This window comes from Jiella soli (assembly GCF_020615385.1).
Taxonomy (GTDB): Bacteria; Pseudomonadota; Alphaproteobacteria; order Rhizobiales; family Rhizobiaceae; genus VKMB-3413.
On record NZ_JAJAVB010000009.1, the window covers coordinates 1 to 17,698 of the forward strand.

A 17,698-nucleotide genomic window follows, 5' to 3' on the forward strand; every position below is an offset into this window, starting at 1 on the left:
TCACCGTCGCCTCCAACGACCTCGCCCAGCGCACCGAGCAGCAGGCGGCGAGCCTTGAGGAGACGGTCGCCGCGCTCGGCGAGGTGACCGGCGGCGTCAACCGCACGGCCGAGGGCGCCGGCAACGCCCAGAAGGTCGCGACCTCGGCGCGCCAGAAGGCCGAGAAGGGCGGCGCGATCGTCCAGAAGGCGGTCGAGGCGATGGGCCAGATCGAGACCTCGTCCAACCAGATCTCGCAGATCATCGGCGTGATCGACGAAATCGCCTTCCAGACCAACCTCCTGGCCCTGAATGCCGGGGTCGAGGCGGCGCGGGCCGGCGAAGCGGGCAAGGGCTTTGCCGTCGTCGCCCAGGAAGTGCGCGGGCTCGCCCAGCGCTCGGCCGAGGCCGCCAAGGAGATCAAGGGCCTGATCCAGGCGTCCAGCGAGCAGGTCGGCCAGGGCGTCGACCTCGTCACCGCCTCGGGCAAGTCGCTCGAGGAGATCGTCGCGGAAGTCTCGGCAATGACCGAGGTGATTGCCACGATCGCGACCTCCGCCCGCGAGCAGGCGACGAGCCTGCGCGAGGTTTCGACTGCCGCCGACCAGATGGACAAGGTGACCCAGCAGAATGCGGCCATGGTGGAGGAATCCACCGCCGCGGCGCAGACGCTGGCCGCCGAGACCGAGGATCTCGCCCAGGCGATGGGCCGGTTCAGGACGTCGGGCCGCCCCGCCGGAGCCAGCCAGCAGCCGGCGCCGCGCCCGGCGCAAAAGCCCGCCTCCAAGCCGGTGGCGCAGCTGCGCGCGACCGGCCCCGGCGGCGCCGCCCGGAAGCCCGCCCCCGCCGCCAGCGAGGACACTTGGGAAGAGTTCTGAGAAGAGCCTCCTCCACCGCTAGCTGATCCTGCAAGGACCTGCCGCGTCACCGCGGCGGGTCTTTCTCGATTCGCCGGAGCCGGGCCCCTGCCCGCACGGCACGGTGCGGCGCTCGACGTCGGACCTTCGATGGAGAGCGGATCAAGCTGCCAGAGCGCATTCTGTCCACAGCGCGGTTCGGCCGGCATTTGAACGCCGGCCCCCGCTGCCTTAGAAGGGGCGTGCCTTTCGCGCGAATGCCGGCCGGAGCCTTCCCTTGCCCATCGTCCAGCTCGACGAATTCCTGATCGACCAGATCGCTGCCGGCGAAGTGGTCGAACGGCCGGCGAGCGTCGTCAAGGAGCTTGTCGAGAACGCCCTCGACGCCGGCGCAGGCCGCATCGAAATCGCCACCGCAGGCGGCGGCAAGACGCTCCTTCGCGTCACCGACGACGGTAGTGGCATTTGCGAGGACGAACTGCTTCTCGCCGTGCGCCGTCACTGCACCTCCAAGCTCGCCGCCGGGCTCGACCGGATCGCGACCCTCGGCTTTCGCGGCGAGGCTTTGCCCTCGATCGGCTCGGTCGCAAGGCTGACGCTGAAGTCGCGCGCGGCGGGCGCAGCCGACGCCTTCGAGATCGCCGTCCAGAACGGCCATTGCGAGGGTCCGCGCCCGGCGGCCCTGTCGAAGGGAACGGTGGTCGAAGTCCGCGATCTCTTCCATACGGTCCCGGCGCGGCTGAAGTTTCTCAAGAGGGACCGGGCGGAGTCCACCGCGATCACCGACGTCGTGCGCCGCCTCGCAATCGCCACGCCGCATGTGCGCTTCGAGATCTCCGGCCCCGACCGCTCGACGACAGTCTTCGAGGCGGCGGGAGGCGATCCCTTGGGGCGCATCGCCGACGTCGTTTCCGCGGAATTCGCCGAGAACGCCGTGCCGATCGATGCCGGGCGGGAGGATGTCCGGCTCACGGGCTTTGCCGGGCTGCCGACCTATCACCGCGGCAATGCGCTGGCGCAGTATTTCTACGTCAACGGCCGGCCGGTGCGCGACCGGCTGCTCCTGTCGGCGCTGCGCGGCGCCTATGCGGATTTGATGGCAAGGGATCGCCACCCGGTGGCCGTCCTCTTCCTGACGCTCGATCCCGCCCTTGTCGACGTCAACGTCCATCCCGCCAAGGCGGATGTGCGGTTCCGCGATCCCGGCCTCGTGCGGGGGCTGGTCGTCGGGGCGCTGAAGGAGGCCTTTGCGGGGGCCGGGCTCCGGTCCTCGACCGCCGGCGCCTCCGGGCTGATGGCGCGCATGCGCCCGCAAGGCGCCGGACCGGAGATGACGTCGGCGCCGCGGCGCTTCGACGGCTTTGCGCCGGGCGGCTTCTCGGCCCCGCGCCAAAGCGCCTACGATCCCGGCGCCTCGCCCTTCAGGCCGCTCGCCGAACCTGCCGGCCTCGCCGTCATCGAGCGCGAGGATGCCGGTGGCCCGTTTTCCGTCGAGGAAAGAGAAGAGGCTCCGCGCGAGCCGCGCCGCGCCGCCGCCTTCGCCGCGCGGGCAGAGACGGCCGAAGCGGATGCGAGCGATGATCAGCGCTTTCCGCTCGGCGCCGCGAGGGCCCAGCTCCACGGCAATTTCATCGTCGCCGAGACCGAGGACGGCCTGGTCATCGTCGATCAGCACGCCGCCCATGAACGGCTGGTCTACGAGGCGCTGAAGGGCGCGCTCTACGACAAGCCGCTCGCCTCGCAGCTTCTCTTGATCCCCGAGATCATCGATCTTCCCGAGGACGATGCCGAGCGGCTGGCCGAAAACGCCGAGACCTTCGCGCGGCTCGGCCTGTCTCTGGAGCGCTTTGGCCCCGGTGCGGTCGCCGTGCGGGAAACGCCGGCGATCCTCGGCCAGGTGGACATCCACCGGCTGATCCGGGATCTCGCGGACGAACTCGCCGAGTTCGGCACCGCCGACACGGTGAAGAGCCGCATCGACCATGTCGCCGCGACGATCGCCTGCCACGGCTCGGTGCGCTCCGGACGCGCGCTGCGCGCCGAAGAGATGAACGCCCTCCTGCGCGAAATGGAGCGCACGCCGGGCGCCGGGCAGTGCAATCACGGCCGGCCGACCTTCATCGAGCTGAAGCTATCCGACATCGAGACGATGTTCGGGCGCAGATGATACCGCGGCCGGCTGATCCGGCCGGTTGCCGCATCACGGCCTCCTCGGCGTCTGAACGTCCAAGATATCCGTTGTCTGGGGCCGATCCAGCGGATTTCGGATGAGACGCGTCGCGGCAATTGATTTTCGCGTAAAACGGCCATACCTCCCGACGACGATCATGGGCCGCCGGCCCGCGCCTCTGGCGGTGAAACCCCTTTTCGAGACCGCACCATGAACCGCATCGATAATACCGGCGAAGCCAAGCTGAAATACGCGACCCCGGACTTCCAGATCGTGCGTCCCGGCTCCTATGTGCGCTGCGCCGTCACCGGCGAAGCGATCCCGCTCGACCTGTTGAAATATTGGAGCGTCGAGCGCCAGGAAGCCTATGTCGACGCCGCCGCCTCCTTCAGCCGCACGTCCGGCAGCGACGCCGGCAGCTGAGGGAACGATTGCAACCGACTGGACGCGCCTGATCGGTCTCCCGCCTCGCGGCGCGCGGCATTTCTGCGTCCTGGAATTTTCGACGACGAGCCAGCCACCGCATGGCAGGCGCGCTTTGCGTCAGCCGAGCGTCCGCCGGCGATAGGCGGCGATTGTTTCGGCGATGATCCGCCGTCCGGCGCTCTCCGGTGAGAAGGCGATCCGGCCCGCGAGGATGTCGCATTCCTTGAGAAACAGCTCCGCCGCCTCCCCGCCGCCCGTCAGCCTCGCGGCGTCCTTGGCCGTGGTGACGAGTTGCAGCCCATCGCGCCAGGCGGCGGCCGAGAGATCGTGCATGTCCTCCCTCGAGAACATGTGGTGGTCGGGAAACTCGCGCGTCGCGGCGATCTCGGCACCGGCCTCGCGCAGCGTGTCATAGAACTTTTCCGGATCGGCGATCCCGGCGAAGGCGAGGACGCGCAGGCCCGCGAAGCGGCCGGCATCGACCGGCTCGAACCTCGCCTCGAAGATCGGCTTGCCGGCACGGGCGGTCTGCCGGATCGCGGCATCGCCGGCCGAGCCGGTGCCGATCACCAGCAGCGCGTCGGCATGGCGGATCTGGTCGAGGATCGGCGCGCGAAGTGGCCCGGCGGGCAGGACCCGGCCATTGCCAATGCCGCGCCGGGCGTCGAGCGTGACAAGCGCGAAATCGATCCTCAAGCGCATCGACTGGAAGCCGTCGTCCATGATGACGAAGTCGCAGCCGCGCTCGGCGATCAGCCGCTCGGCAGCGCGGCGCCGGTCGACCGCGACGGCGGTCGGTGCAACGGCGGCGAGGAGCAGCGGCTCGTCGCCGGCCTCGGCGGGGCCGTGACGCTCGGGATCGATGATCAGCACCTCGGATCGGCTGCGGCCATGGCCGCGTGAGACAAAGCCGGGGGTCAGCCCGCTGGCGCGGGCGGCCTCGCCGAGCGCCAGCGCGGTCGGCGTCTTGCCGCCGCCGCCGACGGTGAAGTTTCCGATGCACAGAACCGGAGCCGCGATCTCCGCGCGCGCCCCGCGATCGAGATTGCGCCGTGCGGCCCGCCCGTAGAGTGCGGCGGCCGGCGACAGGAGCCGCGCCGGCCAGGAGCTCTCGCGCCACCAGAAGTCCGGCGCCTCGCGACCCATCATTTGGCGAGCGCGGCCCGTCCCCGCCGCTCCAGGCTGACCGACAGCTTCAGCGGATGCAGGAAGGGATGCAGCGCCTGCAGGGTGCGATCGAGCGCCCCGCGCATCTCCTCCACCGTCTCGGAGGCGGCCCTCGCCATAGCGAGCCGCGTCGCGGGCTCCTTCAGGAACTGGTCGACGCTCGCCGTAAGCCCCTCCCCGTCCCGCACGATCCGGGCGCCACCCTTGCGCAGGAGCCGCTGATAGACATCGCGGAAGTTCTGGACATAGCGTCCGGAGACGACGACGGTCGACAGCATGGCGGCTTCCAGCGGGTTCTGGCCGCCTTCGGCAGCCATGGACTTGCCGAGAAAGGCGATCTCGGTCAGCCGGAGATAGAGGCCCATCTCGCCCATCGTGTCGCCGAGGAAGATTTCGGTGTCCGCCGCCGGCCGTTCGCCGCGGCTGCGCCGGGCGACTTTCAGCCCCATGGCGGACAGCGCCTTCTCGATCTCCTCGGCCCGGTGCGGATGGCGCGGCACGATGATGGTGCAAAGGCCCGGATGGCGCGGCGCGAGGGCCAGGTGCACATTGGCGACGATCGCTTCCTCACCGGCATGGGTGGACAGCGCCGCCCAGCGCGGACGCGACCCGAGCGCCTCGACGATTTCGGTCAGCGAGGAGGTGGCGGCCGGCAGCGGCCCGGCATCGGCCTTCAGATTGCCGGCGACCGAGACGGCGCGGGCGCCGAGAATATGGAAGCGTTCGCCGTCGACGTCCGATTGCGCCACGACATGGGCGAAGCCTTCGAACAGGGCTTCGGCGAGACGCGGCGCCCCCTTCCAGCGCTGGAAGGAGCGGTCGGACAGACGGGCATTGACCAGAACCTGCGGGACATGGCGCCGGCGCAGTTCCATCATCGTCATCGGCCAGATCTCGCTCTCGGCGACGATCGCGAGATCCGGCCGCCAATGATCGAGGAAGCGCGAGACGCAGGGCTTGAGATCGAGCGGCACATATTGATGGACCGCGCAGTCGGACAGCCGGTCGGCCACGAGTTCGGCCGACGTCATCGTCCCCGTGGTCATGACCACGTTCACGCCATCATCCGCGATCGAGCGGACCAGCGGCGCGACGGCCGCGCTTTCGCCGACGCTCGCCGCGTGGACCCAGACCAGCGGCCCGTTCTCGGGGCGCTCGTAGCTCGCAAAGCCGTAGCGCTCGCGACGGCGGCGGCGGTCCTCCTTGCCGCGGGAGATCCGGTAGCCGACATAGGGGCCGACGACCGGATAGGCGAGCCGGCCCACAAGACCGTAGGCGCCGAGCGCGGCACGGATCACGGCATCGGTCACGAGGCCCTCTTCAGAAGACGGTCCGCCGCCTCGTTTGCCGCCTCGATGGCCTTGGTGACCTCGTGGCGCTTTTCCTCGAGCAGCGCCGCATCGGCGTCCGCGGGCACGGTGATCGAGGGTCCCATCACGACGGCAATCCGGCCGAAGGGCAACGGCACGGTCGTCTTGTCCCAGGAACTCTTCACCACATAGCGCCGGCTCGTTGCGGCAGCGGCCGGAACGATCGGGCGTCCGGAAATCTTGGCGAGCGTCACGATGCCGAGGCCGGCGTCGCGCGGCGTACCCTTCGGTACGTCGGCGATCATGCAGACGCCGTAGCCGGCGCCGAGCATCCGGCGCAGCGCGATCAGCGCCCGCGCGCCGCCCTTCTTGGGATCGGCCGCGCCCTCGCGCCCGCCGGAGCCGCGCACGGTCCGGATCCCGAACCGCTCCACGACGGCGGCGTTGATCTCGGCATCGGCGTTGCGCGACAGGAGCGCGACATAGGCAAGTTCGCGCGGCCGGAAGAAGGGCGCGAGCAGATGCTGGCCGTGCCAAAGACCGACGATGGCGGGATGTTCGCTCGCCAGCCGCCCGGACCAGTCGGTCGAGCCATCAGCCGGCGTCTGCGTCAGATGAATGAAGCGCAGGACCTGGTAGATCGCCGCGCCAAGACCGGCGGTGCCTGCCTTCGAGCGGAACAGGTCGCGGACCAGCCGGCGCAGCCGCCGGCGCCGGCGGGAGCGCTTCCGCCGCCCAGGGGTGGCAGCGAGTTCGGCAGATCCTGTGCGCCGACCCGCGATCGAGTCATCCGACATCAAACGTGACACTGCGATCGTCGAGGCCTTTTCTCACGCTTTTTCGGGGTCCAGCAGCCTGTGCATGTGGACGATGAAATAGCGCATGTGGGCATTGTCCACCGTCTGCTGCGCCTTGCTGCGCCAAGCCGTGAGCGCAGACGCGTAGTCGGGGAAAATTCCGACGATATCAAGGCTGTCGAGGTCCTTGAAGTCGACAGCCCCGGGATTCGTCAGCTCGCCCCCGAAGACGAGGTGGAGTAGCTGCTTGGGCTTCTGCTCTTCCATGATGATCGATCCTTTCTGAAAAGCGGTGCCGTGACGGCCGGCGTCAATCCGGGATGGTCTCGGCCAGCTGGCGGAGACGCCCGGTCGCATCCCGCGATCCGGCGATCAACAGGCCATGCCGTCTGCCTTCGCGTCTGTAAAGGGTGGGTTCGCCGTCGCGGCCACATAGCAGGCCGCCCGCCCGCTCGATCAGAAGATCGGCCGCGGCGATGTCCCAGTCGTTGGCGCGCGGCCGCACGAGCGTTCCGTCGATCTGCCCGCAGGCGACCAGTGCCAGGCGATAGGCGAGCGAGGGGATCGCCTTCTCCGTCCGGATCGGCGGTCCCTCGGCGCTGGCGAGATGGCGCTTCATCGAATCGGGAACGGACAGCCGCAATCCCTCGTGCGGTGCCGGCGCCGTCACCCGGCAGGCCGCGCCATTGCGGACGGTCGCGCCCTCAGCGGTGGCCAGGAAACGGTCGCCGGTCGCCGGAGCGACGATGGCGCCCGCCACCGGCCGGCCGGATTCGATGACGGCGATCGAGACGCACCACGTGTCCTCGCCGCGCAGATAGGCCCTGGTCCCGTCGATCGGATCGACGACGAAGAACCGTCCTTTCGCGTCGTCGCGCTCCGGCCGCGCGGTCTCCTCCGACACCCAGCCATAGCCCGGGCGTGCAGCGAGGAGCGCGTCCTTCAGAAAGCCGTCGACGGCGAAATCCGCTTCCGAAACCGGGGAATGGCCGTCCTTGTACCAGACCTTCGGATCCTTGCGGAAATAGCCCATGGCAATGCCGGCGGCCTCGTCCGCAGCCGCCGCGATGAGCTCGAGATCCGCCTCGTATGTCAAGGTCAGCGGCCCGCCACGGTCATCTTGTCGACCCTCAGCGTCGGCGCCACAACCGAGAAGCGCTCGTCGAGATCGTCGGCCGCGGTCAGTGCGAGGAGCATGTCCCGGAGATTGCCGGCAATGGTCAGCTCGGAGACGGGCGTCGTCAGTTCGCCGTTCTCGATCAGATAGCCGGTCGCCCCGCGCGAATAGTCGCCGGTGACGAGATTGGTGCCCTGGCCGATCAGCTCATGGACATAGATGCCGCTCTCGGTATCGCGGATCAGCGCTTCGGGAGAGAGTTCGCCCGCGGAAAGCATCACGTTGCTGGAGGACGGCGAGACGCCGCCGGACGAGCGCGAGGCGCGGCCATTGGTGGCAAGGCCAAGTTCCTTCCCGGTCGCGGTGTCGAGCACCCAGGTCTTCAGGATACCGTCCTCGACCAGGACGAGCTTTTCGCCGCGCACACCCTCGCCGTCGAAGGAGCGCGAGCCGGGACGGCGCGGCAAGAGCGGATCGTCGGTGATGGTCATCCCGGCGGGCAGCACACGCTCGCCCATGCGGCTTTTCAGGAAGCTGGTGCCCCGGGCGATCGCCGCCCCGTTGATCGCGCCGACGAGGCTGCCGATCAGCCCGCGCGCGACCCGCGGATCGAAGACGATCGGGTAGCTGCCGGTCTTCGGCATCTTGGGATCGAGACGGCGCACGGTCCGTTCGCCGGCGCGCCGTCCGATCGTCTCCGGCGCCTCGAGGTCGCCATAGTGGATGCGCGAATCGAAGTCGTAGTCGCGCTCCATCTTGACGCCCTCGCCGGCGATCACGCTCACCGAGCGCGAAAAGCCCGAGCGCATCCGATGGCCCGAAAAGCCGAAGGACGTCACCAGCACGAGGCCGGACGCACCGGCCGAGACCGAGGCGCCGCCCGAATTGGTGATGCCGGGAACGGCACGCGCGGCGTCTTCGAGCGCCAGGGCCTGTTCCACCATCGTCTCGGAGGCGAGCGCCGTCGGGTCGTAGAGGTCGAGGTCGATCTCGTCACCGGCGAGAAGCGCCGGGTCGGCGAGACCGGCATAGGCGTCCTCCGGCGACACCCGCGCCATCGCCACGGCGCGCTCGGCGATACGCGCGACGTCGGCGTCGATATTGGCCGACACCGTGGAGACGCGGCGTCCGACGAAGACGCGCAGCGACAAATCCTCGCTCTCGGCGCTTTCCGTCTCCTCGACCTTGCCGAGCCGAACCGAGACGGATCGCCCGAACGAGCGAACCACGGCGGCATCGGCGGCGTCGGCGCCGGCCGCCTTGGCGGCATTGATCAGTCGCTCGGCGACGTCGAGCAGCCGCTTCGTATCCTCGTCCATAGTCCTGCCTGCTGGTTTTTGACCGGGAACCATCTATTGTGCGCCGCAAGGCCCATCAAGGCACCGGTCGGGGCCGCGACCTTTCAACATATCACCGAGATAGGAGCGGGCGAAGCGAATTGGAACACACCTCGACCGCCATTTTCCTCGAAGTGGTGCTGCTTCTGGGCGGCGGCATCGTGGCGGCCACGCTGTTCAAGCGGATCGGCCTCGGGACCGTGCTCGGCTATCTCTTCGCCGGCATCCTGCTCGGGCCGGTTTTCCGGCTGATCGTCGAAGGCGAGGAGCTCCTGTCGATCGGCGAACTCGGCGTCGTCTTCCTTCTGTTCATCATCGGGCTCGAACTGAAGGCGAGCCGGCTGTGGGCGCTCCGGCGCCAGATCTTCGGCGTCGGCCTCGCCCAGGTGACGCTGACCGGCCTCGCGCTCGCGGCAATCGCGTTCTTTCTCGGCGTCGGCTGGGGTGCGGCCGTGGTCATCGGCTTCGGCCTTGCCCTCTCCTCCACCGCCTTCGGCCTGCAGCTTCTCGACGAGGCAGGCGAGACCAATACGCGGCACGGCCAGACGGCCTTCTCGGTCCTGCTCTTCCAGGACCTGGCGGTCGTGCCCCTGCTCGCCGTCCTGCCCTTCCTCGCGCCCTATTCCGGCGCAGTCGGCATCGAACTGAAGCAGGTTGCGATCTCCGTCGGCGCGCTGCTCGTCCTCGTCGTCGGCGGCCGCTATCTGCTCAATCCGCTGTTCCGGCTGATGGCCTCTTCGGGAGCCCGCGAGGTGATGCTGGGCGCGGCCCTGTTCGTGGTCCTCGGCTCGGCCATGCTGATGGCGGCCGCCGGCTTCTCGATGGCCATGGGCGCCTTCATCGCGGGCGTGCTGCTCGCCGAATCGACCTACCGGCATGAGCTCGAGGCCAATATCGAGCCGTTTCGCGGCCTTCTCCTCGGCCTGTTCTTCATCGGCGTTGGCCTCTCCCTCGATCTCGCCGTCATCGAGCGCTTCTGGTTGACGATCATCGTCGTCGCGCCGGTGCTGATGGCGATCAAGGCCGCGTTCCTCTACGGACTGTCGCGGGCCTTCGGGGAGAGCCACCCCTCCGCAGTGAGGGTCGCGACCCTCCTGTCGCAGTCCGGCGAGTTCGGCTTCGTCCTGTTCAGCGCGGCCGCGGCGAACCGGATCTTCCCCGCCGAGACGTCCTCGCTGCTCGTCGCGGTGGTGACACTGTCCATGGCGCTGACGCCGCTCGCGACCTATCTCGGCCGCCGCTTCATCTTTGCCGACACCGACGAACAGCTCGAGGAGAATTTCGACGGCGCCGGCTCCGACGTCCTGATGATCGGCTTCTCGCGCTTCGGGCAGATCGTCGCGCAGGTCCTGTTGTCGAGCGGCATCGACGTGACCATCCTCGATTCCTCGGCCGACCGGATCCGTACGGCCGAGCTCTTCGGCTTCCGCATCTATTTCGGCTCCGGCATGCGCAAGGACGTTCTCGAAGCCGCCGGCATCCGACGGGCGAAGCTCGTCGCCGTGTGCACCAACAAGCGCGAGACGACCGACCGCGTCGTCGATCTGATCCGCTCCGAATTTCCCAATGTCAGCCTCTATGTCCGCTCCTACGACCGGGCTCATGCCCTTTCGCTCAGGGCGAGAGGCGTCGACTACGAGATTCGCGAGACGGTGGAATCGGCGCTCGCCTTCGGCGGCTCCACGATCTCCGCCCTCGGCGTCGAGGAAGAACTCGCCCGAAGCATCGTGGCCGATGTTCGCCAGCGCGACACCGCCCGGCTGAAGCTGCAGGAGGCCGAGGGCATGTATGCCGGCAGCGACATGATGACGACCCGGGTCGTCACGCCCGAGCCCCTGGTCAAGCCGCGCCCGTCATTGCACGCTGTCGAGAAGATGCCGGAAGCCGATTCGTCCGGGCCCGTCATCGAGGACGAGGCCCCGCTTCGCCGCCGGCGCGGCCGGCCCTTCGCCGGGCGCCGCAGAACACCAGACAAGGTCACGTCCCGATGAGCATCACCCCGTTCCACCTCGCCTTTCCCGTCCGCGACCTGGAGGAGACCCGCGCCTTCTACCGCGACGTGCTGGGCGCGAAGATCGGGCGGTCGTCCGACACATGGGTCGATTTCGACCTCTTCGGCCACCAGCTCTCGGCGCATCGCCGGAACGGACCCGACGCAGCGTCAGGCGTCTCGGGCCAGGTCGACGGCCACAACGTGCCGATCCCGCATTTCGGCGTGGTTCTGGCCATGGGCGACTGGCAGGGGCTCGCCGACCGGCTGTCGGCCCGAAAGGACGTCGACTGGATCGAGAAGCCGATGGTGCGCTTCAAGGGCGAGCCCGGCGAGCAGGCGACGCTCTTCATCCGCGATCCCTCGGGCAATGCCCTCGAGTTCAAGGGGTTTTCCGACATGGCCGCGGTCTTCGCGAGCTGACGCCGGCTCTGCGGGAGACGAGACGGATCCGCGCTCCCCGTCAATGCGCCTTTTCGAGTTCTGACTGCGACTTCAGCACCTGGTCGCCGTCCTCCTGCTCGATCAGATAGGCCGGATTGTCCTCGTCGGCATTGCGGGTGATCTCCTTGCCCGAGATCTTGCGGGTCACCTTGTCGGTGAACTTCTCGCTGACCTTGCCGCTCCCGGTGCCATTGCCCCAGTTCCAGGCGACCGTCTCGCCGACATCGTACTTCGTCATCGCGCTGAACTCCCTGTTGCCGCAATCAGCACCAACCGCGCGGCGCCGTCCCCGTTCCTGGCGCGGGTTTGCAGCCACGACGCAATTCGTCGCAGGGTCGGGGCGGAACGGGGCTGCGGGGGCGGGCGTTTGACGACGTCAGTTGGAAGCCCGAGCAACAAGTCCCCCATGGATCAGCATCATGCCGAACATGCCGAGCGCTTCGGCCTCGTCGTGGTCGACCCGGAATCGTTCTGTCTTCACCGCCGCAGGTCCGGCAAAGGTTTTCGCCTCTGCACGTCCGATGGCGAGACCATCACGGACAAGGGCCTGAAGCGGCGCATGAAGGCGCTGGTGCTGCCGCCCGCCTGGACGGACGTGAGGATCTGCGTCGAGGAGAACGGCCATATCCAGGCGATCGGCCGGGACGAGAAAGGCCGGCTCCAATACCGGTATCACGACGCTTGGGTGAACGTGCGGAACGCCGTGAAGACCGAGCGGCTCCTGCGTTTCGGCCGGGCGCTGCCGACGCTTCGCGGGCAGATCCAGAAGGACATCAGGCGCCGCAAGGCCGACCGCCGCCGCACCTCTGCGGTGGCCACGCGCCTCATCGACGTCTCCGCAATGCGGCCGGGGCACGAGAAATACGCCGTGGATGGCGGACGGGGCGTCGCCTCGCTGCGCAAGCAGAACCTGCGGATCATCGGCAAGACGGCGGTCCTGAAATTTGTCGGCAAGTCCAACAAGGAGCACCGGATCGAGATCGCAGACAGGCCGCTGGTCACCTCCCTGAAGGCGATGCGCCAGGGCAAGGGCAAGCGCCTCTTCCGCTTTCCCGGCAAGAAGAAGCAGCAGCGCGAACTCACCGCCAACCTCCTCAACGACTATCTGCATGAGGCATCGGGAGCGCCGATCTCGGCCAAGGACTTCCGCACCTTCCACGGTTCGGCCGAAGCCCTGCGCTTCCTGGTCGAGGCCGAGCCGGCGGTCTGCGCCAACACCGCCGCCAAGCGCAAGCGCGCCGTCTCCAAGGCGATGAAGTCGGTCTCGCAGATCCTGCGCAACACGCCAACGGTCGCGCGGTCTTCCTATGTCCATCCGCAGATCATCGAGGCCTATGAGGAGGAGCGGCTTTCGCCGGACCTTCTCAAAGGGCGCAGGCGCGAGGGTCTGACGCGGGTGGAGACGGGGCTGATGCGGTTCCTGGAAGAGGTAGCGCGCTGACACCCCCGACATGTGTGCCGTCGCGCGGCCGTGGGCAGAGCCGCCAGCGGGCCGTCAGTCTGCCGGTTCTTGGGACTTCGTGTTCCCTCGGAAGACCGGAAGTCCGGTTTCTGCGCCGGTCTGGGGGTGGGACTCTGCCTCGATCATCCGCCCGATCGCCTGCTTGGCCTCTTCCTTGAAGCTCGCCGTCTCCTCCAGGATCTCCCGGATTCGCAGGAAATCCAGGACGCCGTAGGGCGAAACCGGCGGGCGCAGGAGAATGTCGGGGGGAGACATCTTCAACTTGCTCTCGATGATCGCCTGCATGGTCAGTTGGGACGCGCCCATCATCGCCTCGAGCGGCGTCGGCAGCCTGTCGCCATCGCGCTCCGGCCCGCCATTGACGTCGATGGCGACGATCCGGTCGACCTCGCCCGCAAGCTTGTCGAAGGGCAGCGGATTGAAGATGCCGCCGTCGATCAGGACCTGCCCGTCGCGGCGCACCGGACGGAACAGCGCCGGCAGCGCCGCCGAGGCGGCAAGCGCCGAGCGGATGTCGCCGGTCTCGATCCGACACTCGACCCGGCCGTAGAAATCGGTCGCCATCACGCCGAGCGGGATCTTCAGGGCCTCGAAGGTGATCGGCACCTCATGCGGCAGGAAGGCGGCGACGACACGCTTGGCGTTCAGCTGGCCCAGACGGAAGCCGCCTTCGGCGAAAAAGTCCTGAAAGTTGGCCGGACGGGTCTGCCAGAGCCGCCCGAGGACGAGGCGCTTGGAGGCGAAGCAGTCGACCATGTAGGCGCGGATGTCGTGGCCCTGCATCCCCGCGGCAAAGCCCGCGCCGACGATCGCCCCGATCGACGAGCCGACGATCCGGTCAGGCCTGACGCCGAGCTCGTCCATCGCTTCGAGAACCTGGATATGGGCGATGCCGCGGGCACCGCCGCCGCCCAGGGCCAGACCGATCCTCATGCCGGCGGCCGGAGCGTCAGGCTCCGGCGGAACCGACGGTGATGACCGTCGGTTCGACCGACAGGAGCTTCTTGGCCGCAGCCTTGACCTGATCCATGGTGACCTCGTCGATGAGCTTCTGGCGACGATCGATATAGTCGATGCCGAGATCGTCAAGCTGGATTCCGACCAGCGTCGAGGCGACCGCGAGCGAGGAATCGAGATTGCGCACGACGTAGGAGCCCTTCACATAGTCCTTCGCCTTCTTCAGCTCCTCGTCGGTGGGCCCGTCCTTCGCCATCTTCTCGATCTCCTCGCGGATCAGCCGCACGGTCTCGGCCGCCTTGTCGGAGCGGGTCGCCGTCGAGATGCCGAGGACGGCGGCGTGGTCGTAGCTTGCCAGGAAGGAGGAGGCGCCATAGGCGAGGCCGCGCTTCTCGCGGATCTCGGTATAGAGGCGCGAGGTGAAGGAGCCGCCGCCGAGAATGTGGTTCATCAGATAGGCGGCGAAGAAGTCGTCATCGTCCCGCATCACGCCCGGCAGCGCGAACTGGATCACCGTCTGCGGCACGGCGAGGTCGACCGGCACCGTCTTGTCCATGATCGGCTGGGTCTGCGGGATCGTCTTCAGATCCGCCTTTTCCGGCAGCGCCCCGAAGACCTCGTCCAGCCGCTTGCCGAGCGCCTCGGGCGTGATGTCGCCGACGACTCCGACATAGAGGTCGTCCTTGGCGAAGGTCCGCTGACGGAAAGCCTTCAGATCGTCCGGCGTCACCGCCTTCAGGGTGTCGACCGTGCCCTCCACGGGACGGGCATAGGGATGGCCGGCGAAGACCGTCTCTCGGAAGGTGCGCGAGGCGATCTCGCGCGGATCGTTGCGGTTGGCGATGATGCCCGTCGCGATCTGGCCGCGGATGCGGTCGACCGGCTCCGGGTCGAAGCGTGGCTCGGTGAGCGACAGCCGCAGGAGATTGAAAGCCTCGTCGTCGAACTCGGTGATGGTGCGGAAGGAACCGGTGAAATTGTCGAGGCTCGCGTCATAGCTCATCGAGACGCCGGTATCGTCGAGACGCTTCTGGAACTCGGCGCTCTCGATGTCGCCGGCGCCCTCATCGAGGAGACCGGACATCAGGTTCGCGGTGCCTTCCTTGCCGAGAGCGTCCTGGGTGGAGCCGGCGCCCTTGAAGGCAAATTTCATCGAGATCAGCGGATTGGTATGATCCTCGACGAGCAGCGCCTTGATGCCGCCGGGGCTCGTCACCTCCTGGATGTCGACGGCCGCGGCGGGCAGGGTCGCCGCAAGCGAGCCCGTGAGGGCGAAGCCGCAGGCGGCGAGCGCGGCAAGAGGCCGCTTGAGATTGGAGAAGTCCATGGATTGTCGTTCCTTCCAGGATGCGTGCCCACTCTTCGTGGGATGAAGCCGCGGGCGGAAAGACGGCGTCAGGAGCGCGTCTCGGCGGCTGGTTCCGGCTTCAGATAGCCGGTGACCGAGCGCTTGGGCTTCAGATATTCGCGGGCGACGCGATCGACGTCGGCGACGGTGACGGCCTCGATCCGCTTCGGCCAGTCCTCGACCTCGGCGATGGTCTGGCCGGTCGACAGCGCCGCGCCGAAGCGGCGGGCCATGGCGGTCTGGCTGTCGCGCAGATAGATGAGGTTCTTGCGCACCCGGTTCTTCGCCCGTTCGAGCTCGTCCTCGGTGATGCCGTCCTTGACGATGCGCGCGATCTCGGCGTCGATCGCGCTCTCCACCGCGCCGAGGTCTGCCGCGCCGCGCGGCGTGCCATAGACGGCAAACCTGCCGTCATAGAGCGCGGTGTCGTCGTAATAGGCGCCGGTTCCGGCGGCGATCCCCTCCTCGACGATCAGCGAGCGGTAGAGCCGGCTTGTGGTGCCGCCGCCCAGAATATCGGCGAGGATGTTGAGCGCTTCCGCCTCGCCCGGTGCCGCCGTCGTCGCGGAGGGGACGAGATAGACGCGCTGCATCGAGGGCTGGGTCACCTTCGGATCGCGCAGCGTCACGGTCCGCTCGGCGAGCGGCTGTGGCTCCTGCGGGCGGATGCGCGGCCCCGGATCGGCGCGCTGCGGGACCTTGCCGAAGGTCTTTTCGGCGAGCTTCCGCACCTCGGCCTCGCTGACGTCGCCGGCGACGAGCAGCGTCGCGTTGTTCGGCGTGTAGTACTTGTCGTAGAAGGCGATCGCGTCCTGGCGGCTCAGCTTCTCCATCTCCGAGCGCCAGCCGATCACGGGAATGCCGTAGGGGCTGTTCTCGAACAGCGCCGCCTGCACCGCCTCCGACAGCTGCGCGGCGGGATCATTGTCGATCCGCATCCGCCGCTCTTCCAGGATGACGTCGCGCTCCGGCAGAACGACCTCATCGGTGAGGATGAGGTTTTCCATCCGGTCGGCCTCGTAGGCCATCATCATTTCCAGGGAGTCGGCCGGCACCTGCTGATAATAGCCGGTGTAATCCTGCGTGGTGAAGGCATTCTCCTGGCCGCCGATCTCAGCGACACTGCGCGAGAACTCGCCCTCGGGATGATTGGTCGTGCCCTTGAACATCAGATGTTCGAGGAAATGCGCGATGCCGCTCTCGCCCGGCGCCTCGTCGGCCGCCCCGACCCGGTAATAGACCATCTGGGTGACGACCGGGGCCCGGTGGTCCGGCAGAACGACGACCCGCATGCCGTTGGCGAGTTCGAAGCTGGCGACCTGCGGGTCCTCCTTCGAGGTGGCGTCGTCGGAGGGTTGCGTCGTGGTCGCCGCGGCCGCTCCGGTCTCATGGCCGGAAGGCGCCGCGGCGGCGGGCTTTGCCGTCCCTTCGGTTCCGGCCGCGAACGCCGAGGGGGCAGCCTGCAGCGACAGGCTGGCGGCGAGCGTGGCCAAGCCGGCGATGCGCAAAAGTAATCTCATGATACGTCCGCTTCTCGATCGTTTCCGCATGTCTTGGCCGCGGACTATGTCGAATTGCGGGAATCCTGACCAGTTACGGTTTCGTTAGAGCATCTGCGATGCTCGAACCGCTACCGAAGAACAGGCAAGGTTTCGTGGGCCACGTAGAGGGTTCTTTCAAGACACGGCACTGCGGCATCTTGTCCTGCGCTATGCGCTCATCACGGCGTGGATCCCGCGTTTCTCTGCCACCCATGTGTAACCGCATGCTGCGCGATCACCCCTCGAGGCGCAGCAGCCGAAGAACCGTGCCGCCCATGGCCCGTTCGTCGTCGAGGACGAAACCCTCCGGCAGGTCGAAGGCCGAATCGCCTGCCTCTTCCAGAACCGCGAGGGCGCCGGGCTTCAGCCAGCCGCCGGCCTTGGCCGCGGCGAGCGCCGCCTCGCCAAGCCGTTGGCCATAGGGCGGATCGGCGAAGAGAAGGTCGAAGGCCTCCATCGTGCCGGCGGCGCCGAGGCGCGTCGCGTCGCGCCGGAAGATCTTCGAGCGCCCCTGCAGGCCGAAGGCCTCGACGCTCTGGCGGATGAGCCCGCGGCCTTCGACGCCTTCCTCGACGAAGAGGCAGAACTTCGCCCCGCGCGACAGCGCCTCGAAGCCGAGCGCGCCGGTGCCGGAGAAAAGATCGAGCACCCGCGCCCCATCGAGCCGGATATCGGCCCGGTGGGACAGGATGTTGAACAGGCTCTCGCGGTTGCGGTCCGTGGTCGGGCGAATGGAGTCCGATTTCGGCTCGGCGAGCTTGCGGCCCCGGAACTCGCCGCCGACGATCCGCATGCC

Annotated in this window: 17 protein-coding genes; 6 read left to right on the plus strand and 11 right to left on the minus strand. The window is 68.1% G+C overall.

Annotated elements, in window-relative coordinates; all coding sequences use genetic code 11:
- The 3 genes from LH400_RS05800 to LH400_RS05810 form a co-directional block, all read left to right on the plus strand.
- A partial coding sequence (locus LH400_RS05800; protein WP_229151732.1) for a methyl-accepting chemotaxis protein occupies positions 1 to 857 on the plus strand: 857 nt, incomplete at its 5' end.
- Between the two features lie 256 nt (positions 858 to 1,113).
- On the plus strand, positions 1,114 to 3,003 hold the full coding sequence (mutL, locus tag LH400_RS05805; protein ID WP_229151733.1) for a DNA mismatch repair endonuclease MutL: 1,890 nt from the start codon (positions 1,114 to 1,116) through the stop codon (positions 3,001 to 3,003).
- A gap of 213 nt (positions 3,004 to 3,216) precedes the next feature.
- Complete coding sequence (locus tag LH400_RS05810; RefSeq protein WP_229151734.1) at positions 3,217 to 3,429, plus strand: DUF2093 domain-containing protein; 213 nt, start codon at positions 3,217 to 3,219, stop codon at positions 3,427 to 3,429.
- 120 nt (positions 3,430 to 3,549) lie between these two features.
- On the opposite strand, the gene lpxK is transcribed toward LH400_RS05810, so the two are convergent.
- From lpxK to LH400_RS05840, 6 genes are read right to left on the minus strand one after another with little or no spacing between them, the layout of a single operon-like run.
- The gene (gene lpxK, locus LH400_RS05815; protein ID WP_370638339.1) at positions 3,550 to 4,581 is read right to left on the minus strand and encodes a tetraacyldisaccharide 4'-kinase; all 1,032 of its coding nucleotides are present in this window, start codon (positions 4,579 to 4,581) and stop codon (positions 3,550 to 3,552) included.
- A complete protein-coding gene (gene waaA, locus LH400_RS05820; RefSeq protein WP_229151735.1) occupies positions 4,578 to 5,909 on the minus strand; it encodes a lipid IV(A) 3-deoxy-D-manno-octulosonic acid transferase in 1,332 nt (443 codons plus the stop codon). Before waaA ends, lpxK begins: the two co-directional genes overlap by 4 nt.
- Positions 5,906 to 6,706 carry a lysophospholipid acyltransferase family protein gene (locus LH400_RS05825; RefSeq protein ID WP_229151736.1) on the minus strand — a complete coding sequence of 267 codons (801 nt, stop codon included), beginning with the start codon at positions 6,704 to 6,706 and terminating at the stop codon, positions 5,906 to 5,908. Before LH400_RS05825 ends, waaA begins: the two co-directional genes overlap by 4 nt.
- A 33-nt stretch (positions 6,707 to 6,739) precedes the next feature.
- Complete coding sequence (locus LH400_RS05830) at positions 6,740 to 6,973, minus strand: DUF4170 domain-containing protein (protein ID WP_255616846.1); 234 nt, start codon at positions 6,971 to 6,973, stop codon at positions 6,740 to 6,742.
- A gap of 43 nt (positions 6,974 to 7,016) precedes the next feature.
- Positions 7,017 to 7,802 (minus strand): 3'(2'),5'-bisphosphate nucleotidase CysQ, encoded by a 786-nt coding sequence (locus LH400_RS05835; RefSeq protein WP_229151737.1) that lies wholly within the window; start codon positions 7,800 to 7,802, stop codon positions 7,017 to 7,019.
- Positions 7,803 to 7,804: 2 nt separating this feature from the next.
- Positions 7,805 to 9,142 (minus strand): TldD/PmbA family protein, encoded by a 1,338-nt coding sequence (locus LH400_RS05840; protein WP_229151738.1) that lies wholly within the window; start codon positions 9,140 to 9,142, stop codon positions 7,805 to 7,807.
- 119 nt (positions 9,143 to 9,261) lie between these two features.
- On the opposite strand from LH400_RS05840, the gene LH400_RS05845 reads away from it, so the two are divergent.
- Positions 9,262 to 11,151 (plus strand): monovalent cation:proton antiporter-2 (CPA2) family protein, encoded by a 1,890-nt coding sequence (locus tag LH400_RS05845; RefSeq protein ID WP_229151739.1) that lies wholly within the window; start codon positions 9,262 to 9,264, stop codon positions 11,149 to 11,151.
- A 2-nt stretch (positions 11,152 to 11,153) separates the two neighbouring features.
- The gene (locus tag LH400_RS05850) at positions 11,154 to 11,573 is read left to right on the plus strand and encodes a VOC family protein (RefSeq protein ID WP_229151855.1); all 420 of its coding nucleotides are present in this window, start codon (positions 11,154 to 11,156) and stop codon (positions 11,571 to 11,573) included.
- Positions 11,574 to 11,613: 40 nt separating this feature from the next.
- Here the strand turns inward: LH400_RS05850 and LH400_RS05855 are convergent, their stop codons facing one another.
- A complete protein-coding gene (locus LH400_RS05855; RefSeq protein ID WP_229151740.1) occupies positions 11,614 to 11,832 on the minus strand; it encodes a hypervirulence associated TUDOR domain-containing protein in 219 nt (72 codons plus the stop codon).
- Positions 11,833 to 12,000: 168 nt separating this feature from the next.
- Between LH400_RS05855 and LH400_RS05860 the strand changes: the two genes are divergently transcribed.
- Positions 12,001 to 13,035: a DNA topoisomerase IB gene (locus LH400_RS05860; RefSeq protein ID WP_229151741.1), complete on the plus strand. Its 1,035-nt coding sequence runs from the start codon at positions 12,001 to 12,003 to the stop codon at positions 13,033 to 13,035.
- A gap of 54 nt (positions 13,036 to 13,089) precedes the next feature.
- On the opposite strand, the gene LH400_RS05865 is transcribed toward LH400_RS05860, so the two are convergent.
- The 4 genes from LH400_RS05865 to rsmD all read right to left on the minus strand — a co-directional run bounded on the left by LH400_RS05865 (position 13,090) and on the right by rsmD (position 17,695).
- Complete coding sequence (locus LH400_RS05865) at positions 13,090 to 13,989, minus strand: patatin-like phospholipase family protein (RefSeq protein ID WP_229151742.1); 900 nt, start codon at positions 13,987 to 13,989, stop codon at positions 13,090 to 13,092.
- 16 nt (positions 13,990 to 14,005) lie between these two features.
- The gene (locus tag LH400_RS05870) at positions 14,006 to 15,340 is read right to left on the minus strand and encodes a M16 family metallopeptidase (RefSeq protein ID WP_229151743.1); all 1,335 of its coding nucleotides are present in this window, start codon (positions 15,338 to 15,340) and stop codon (positions 14,006 to 14,008) included.
- A gap of 68 nt (positions 15,341 to 15,408) precedes the next feature.
- Positions 15,409 to 16,881, minus strand: coding sequence for a M16 family metallopeptidase (locus tag LH400_RS05875; protein WP_229151744.1), 1,473 nt, complete (start codon positions 16,879 to 16,881; stop codon positions 15,409 to 15,411).
- A 256-nt stretch (positions 16,882 to 17,137) separates the two neighbouring features.
- Positions 17,138 to 17,695, minus strand: coding sequence for a 16S rRNA (guanine(966)-N(2))-methyltransferase RsmD (gene rsmD / locus LH400_RS05880; RefSeq protein ID WP_229151745.1), 558 nt, complete (start codon positions 17,693 to 17,695; stop codon positions 17,138 to 17,140).
- Positions 17,696 to 17,698 lie beyond the last annotated feature (3 nt).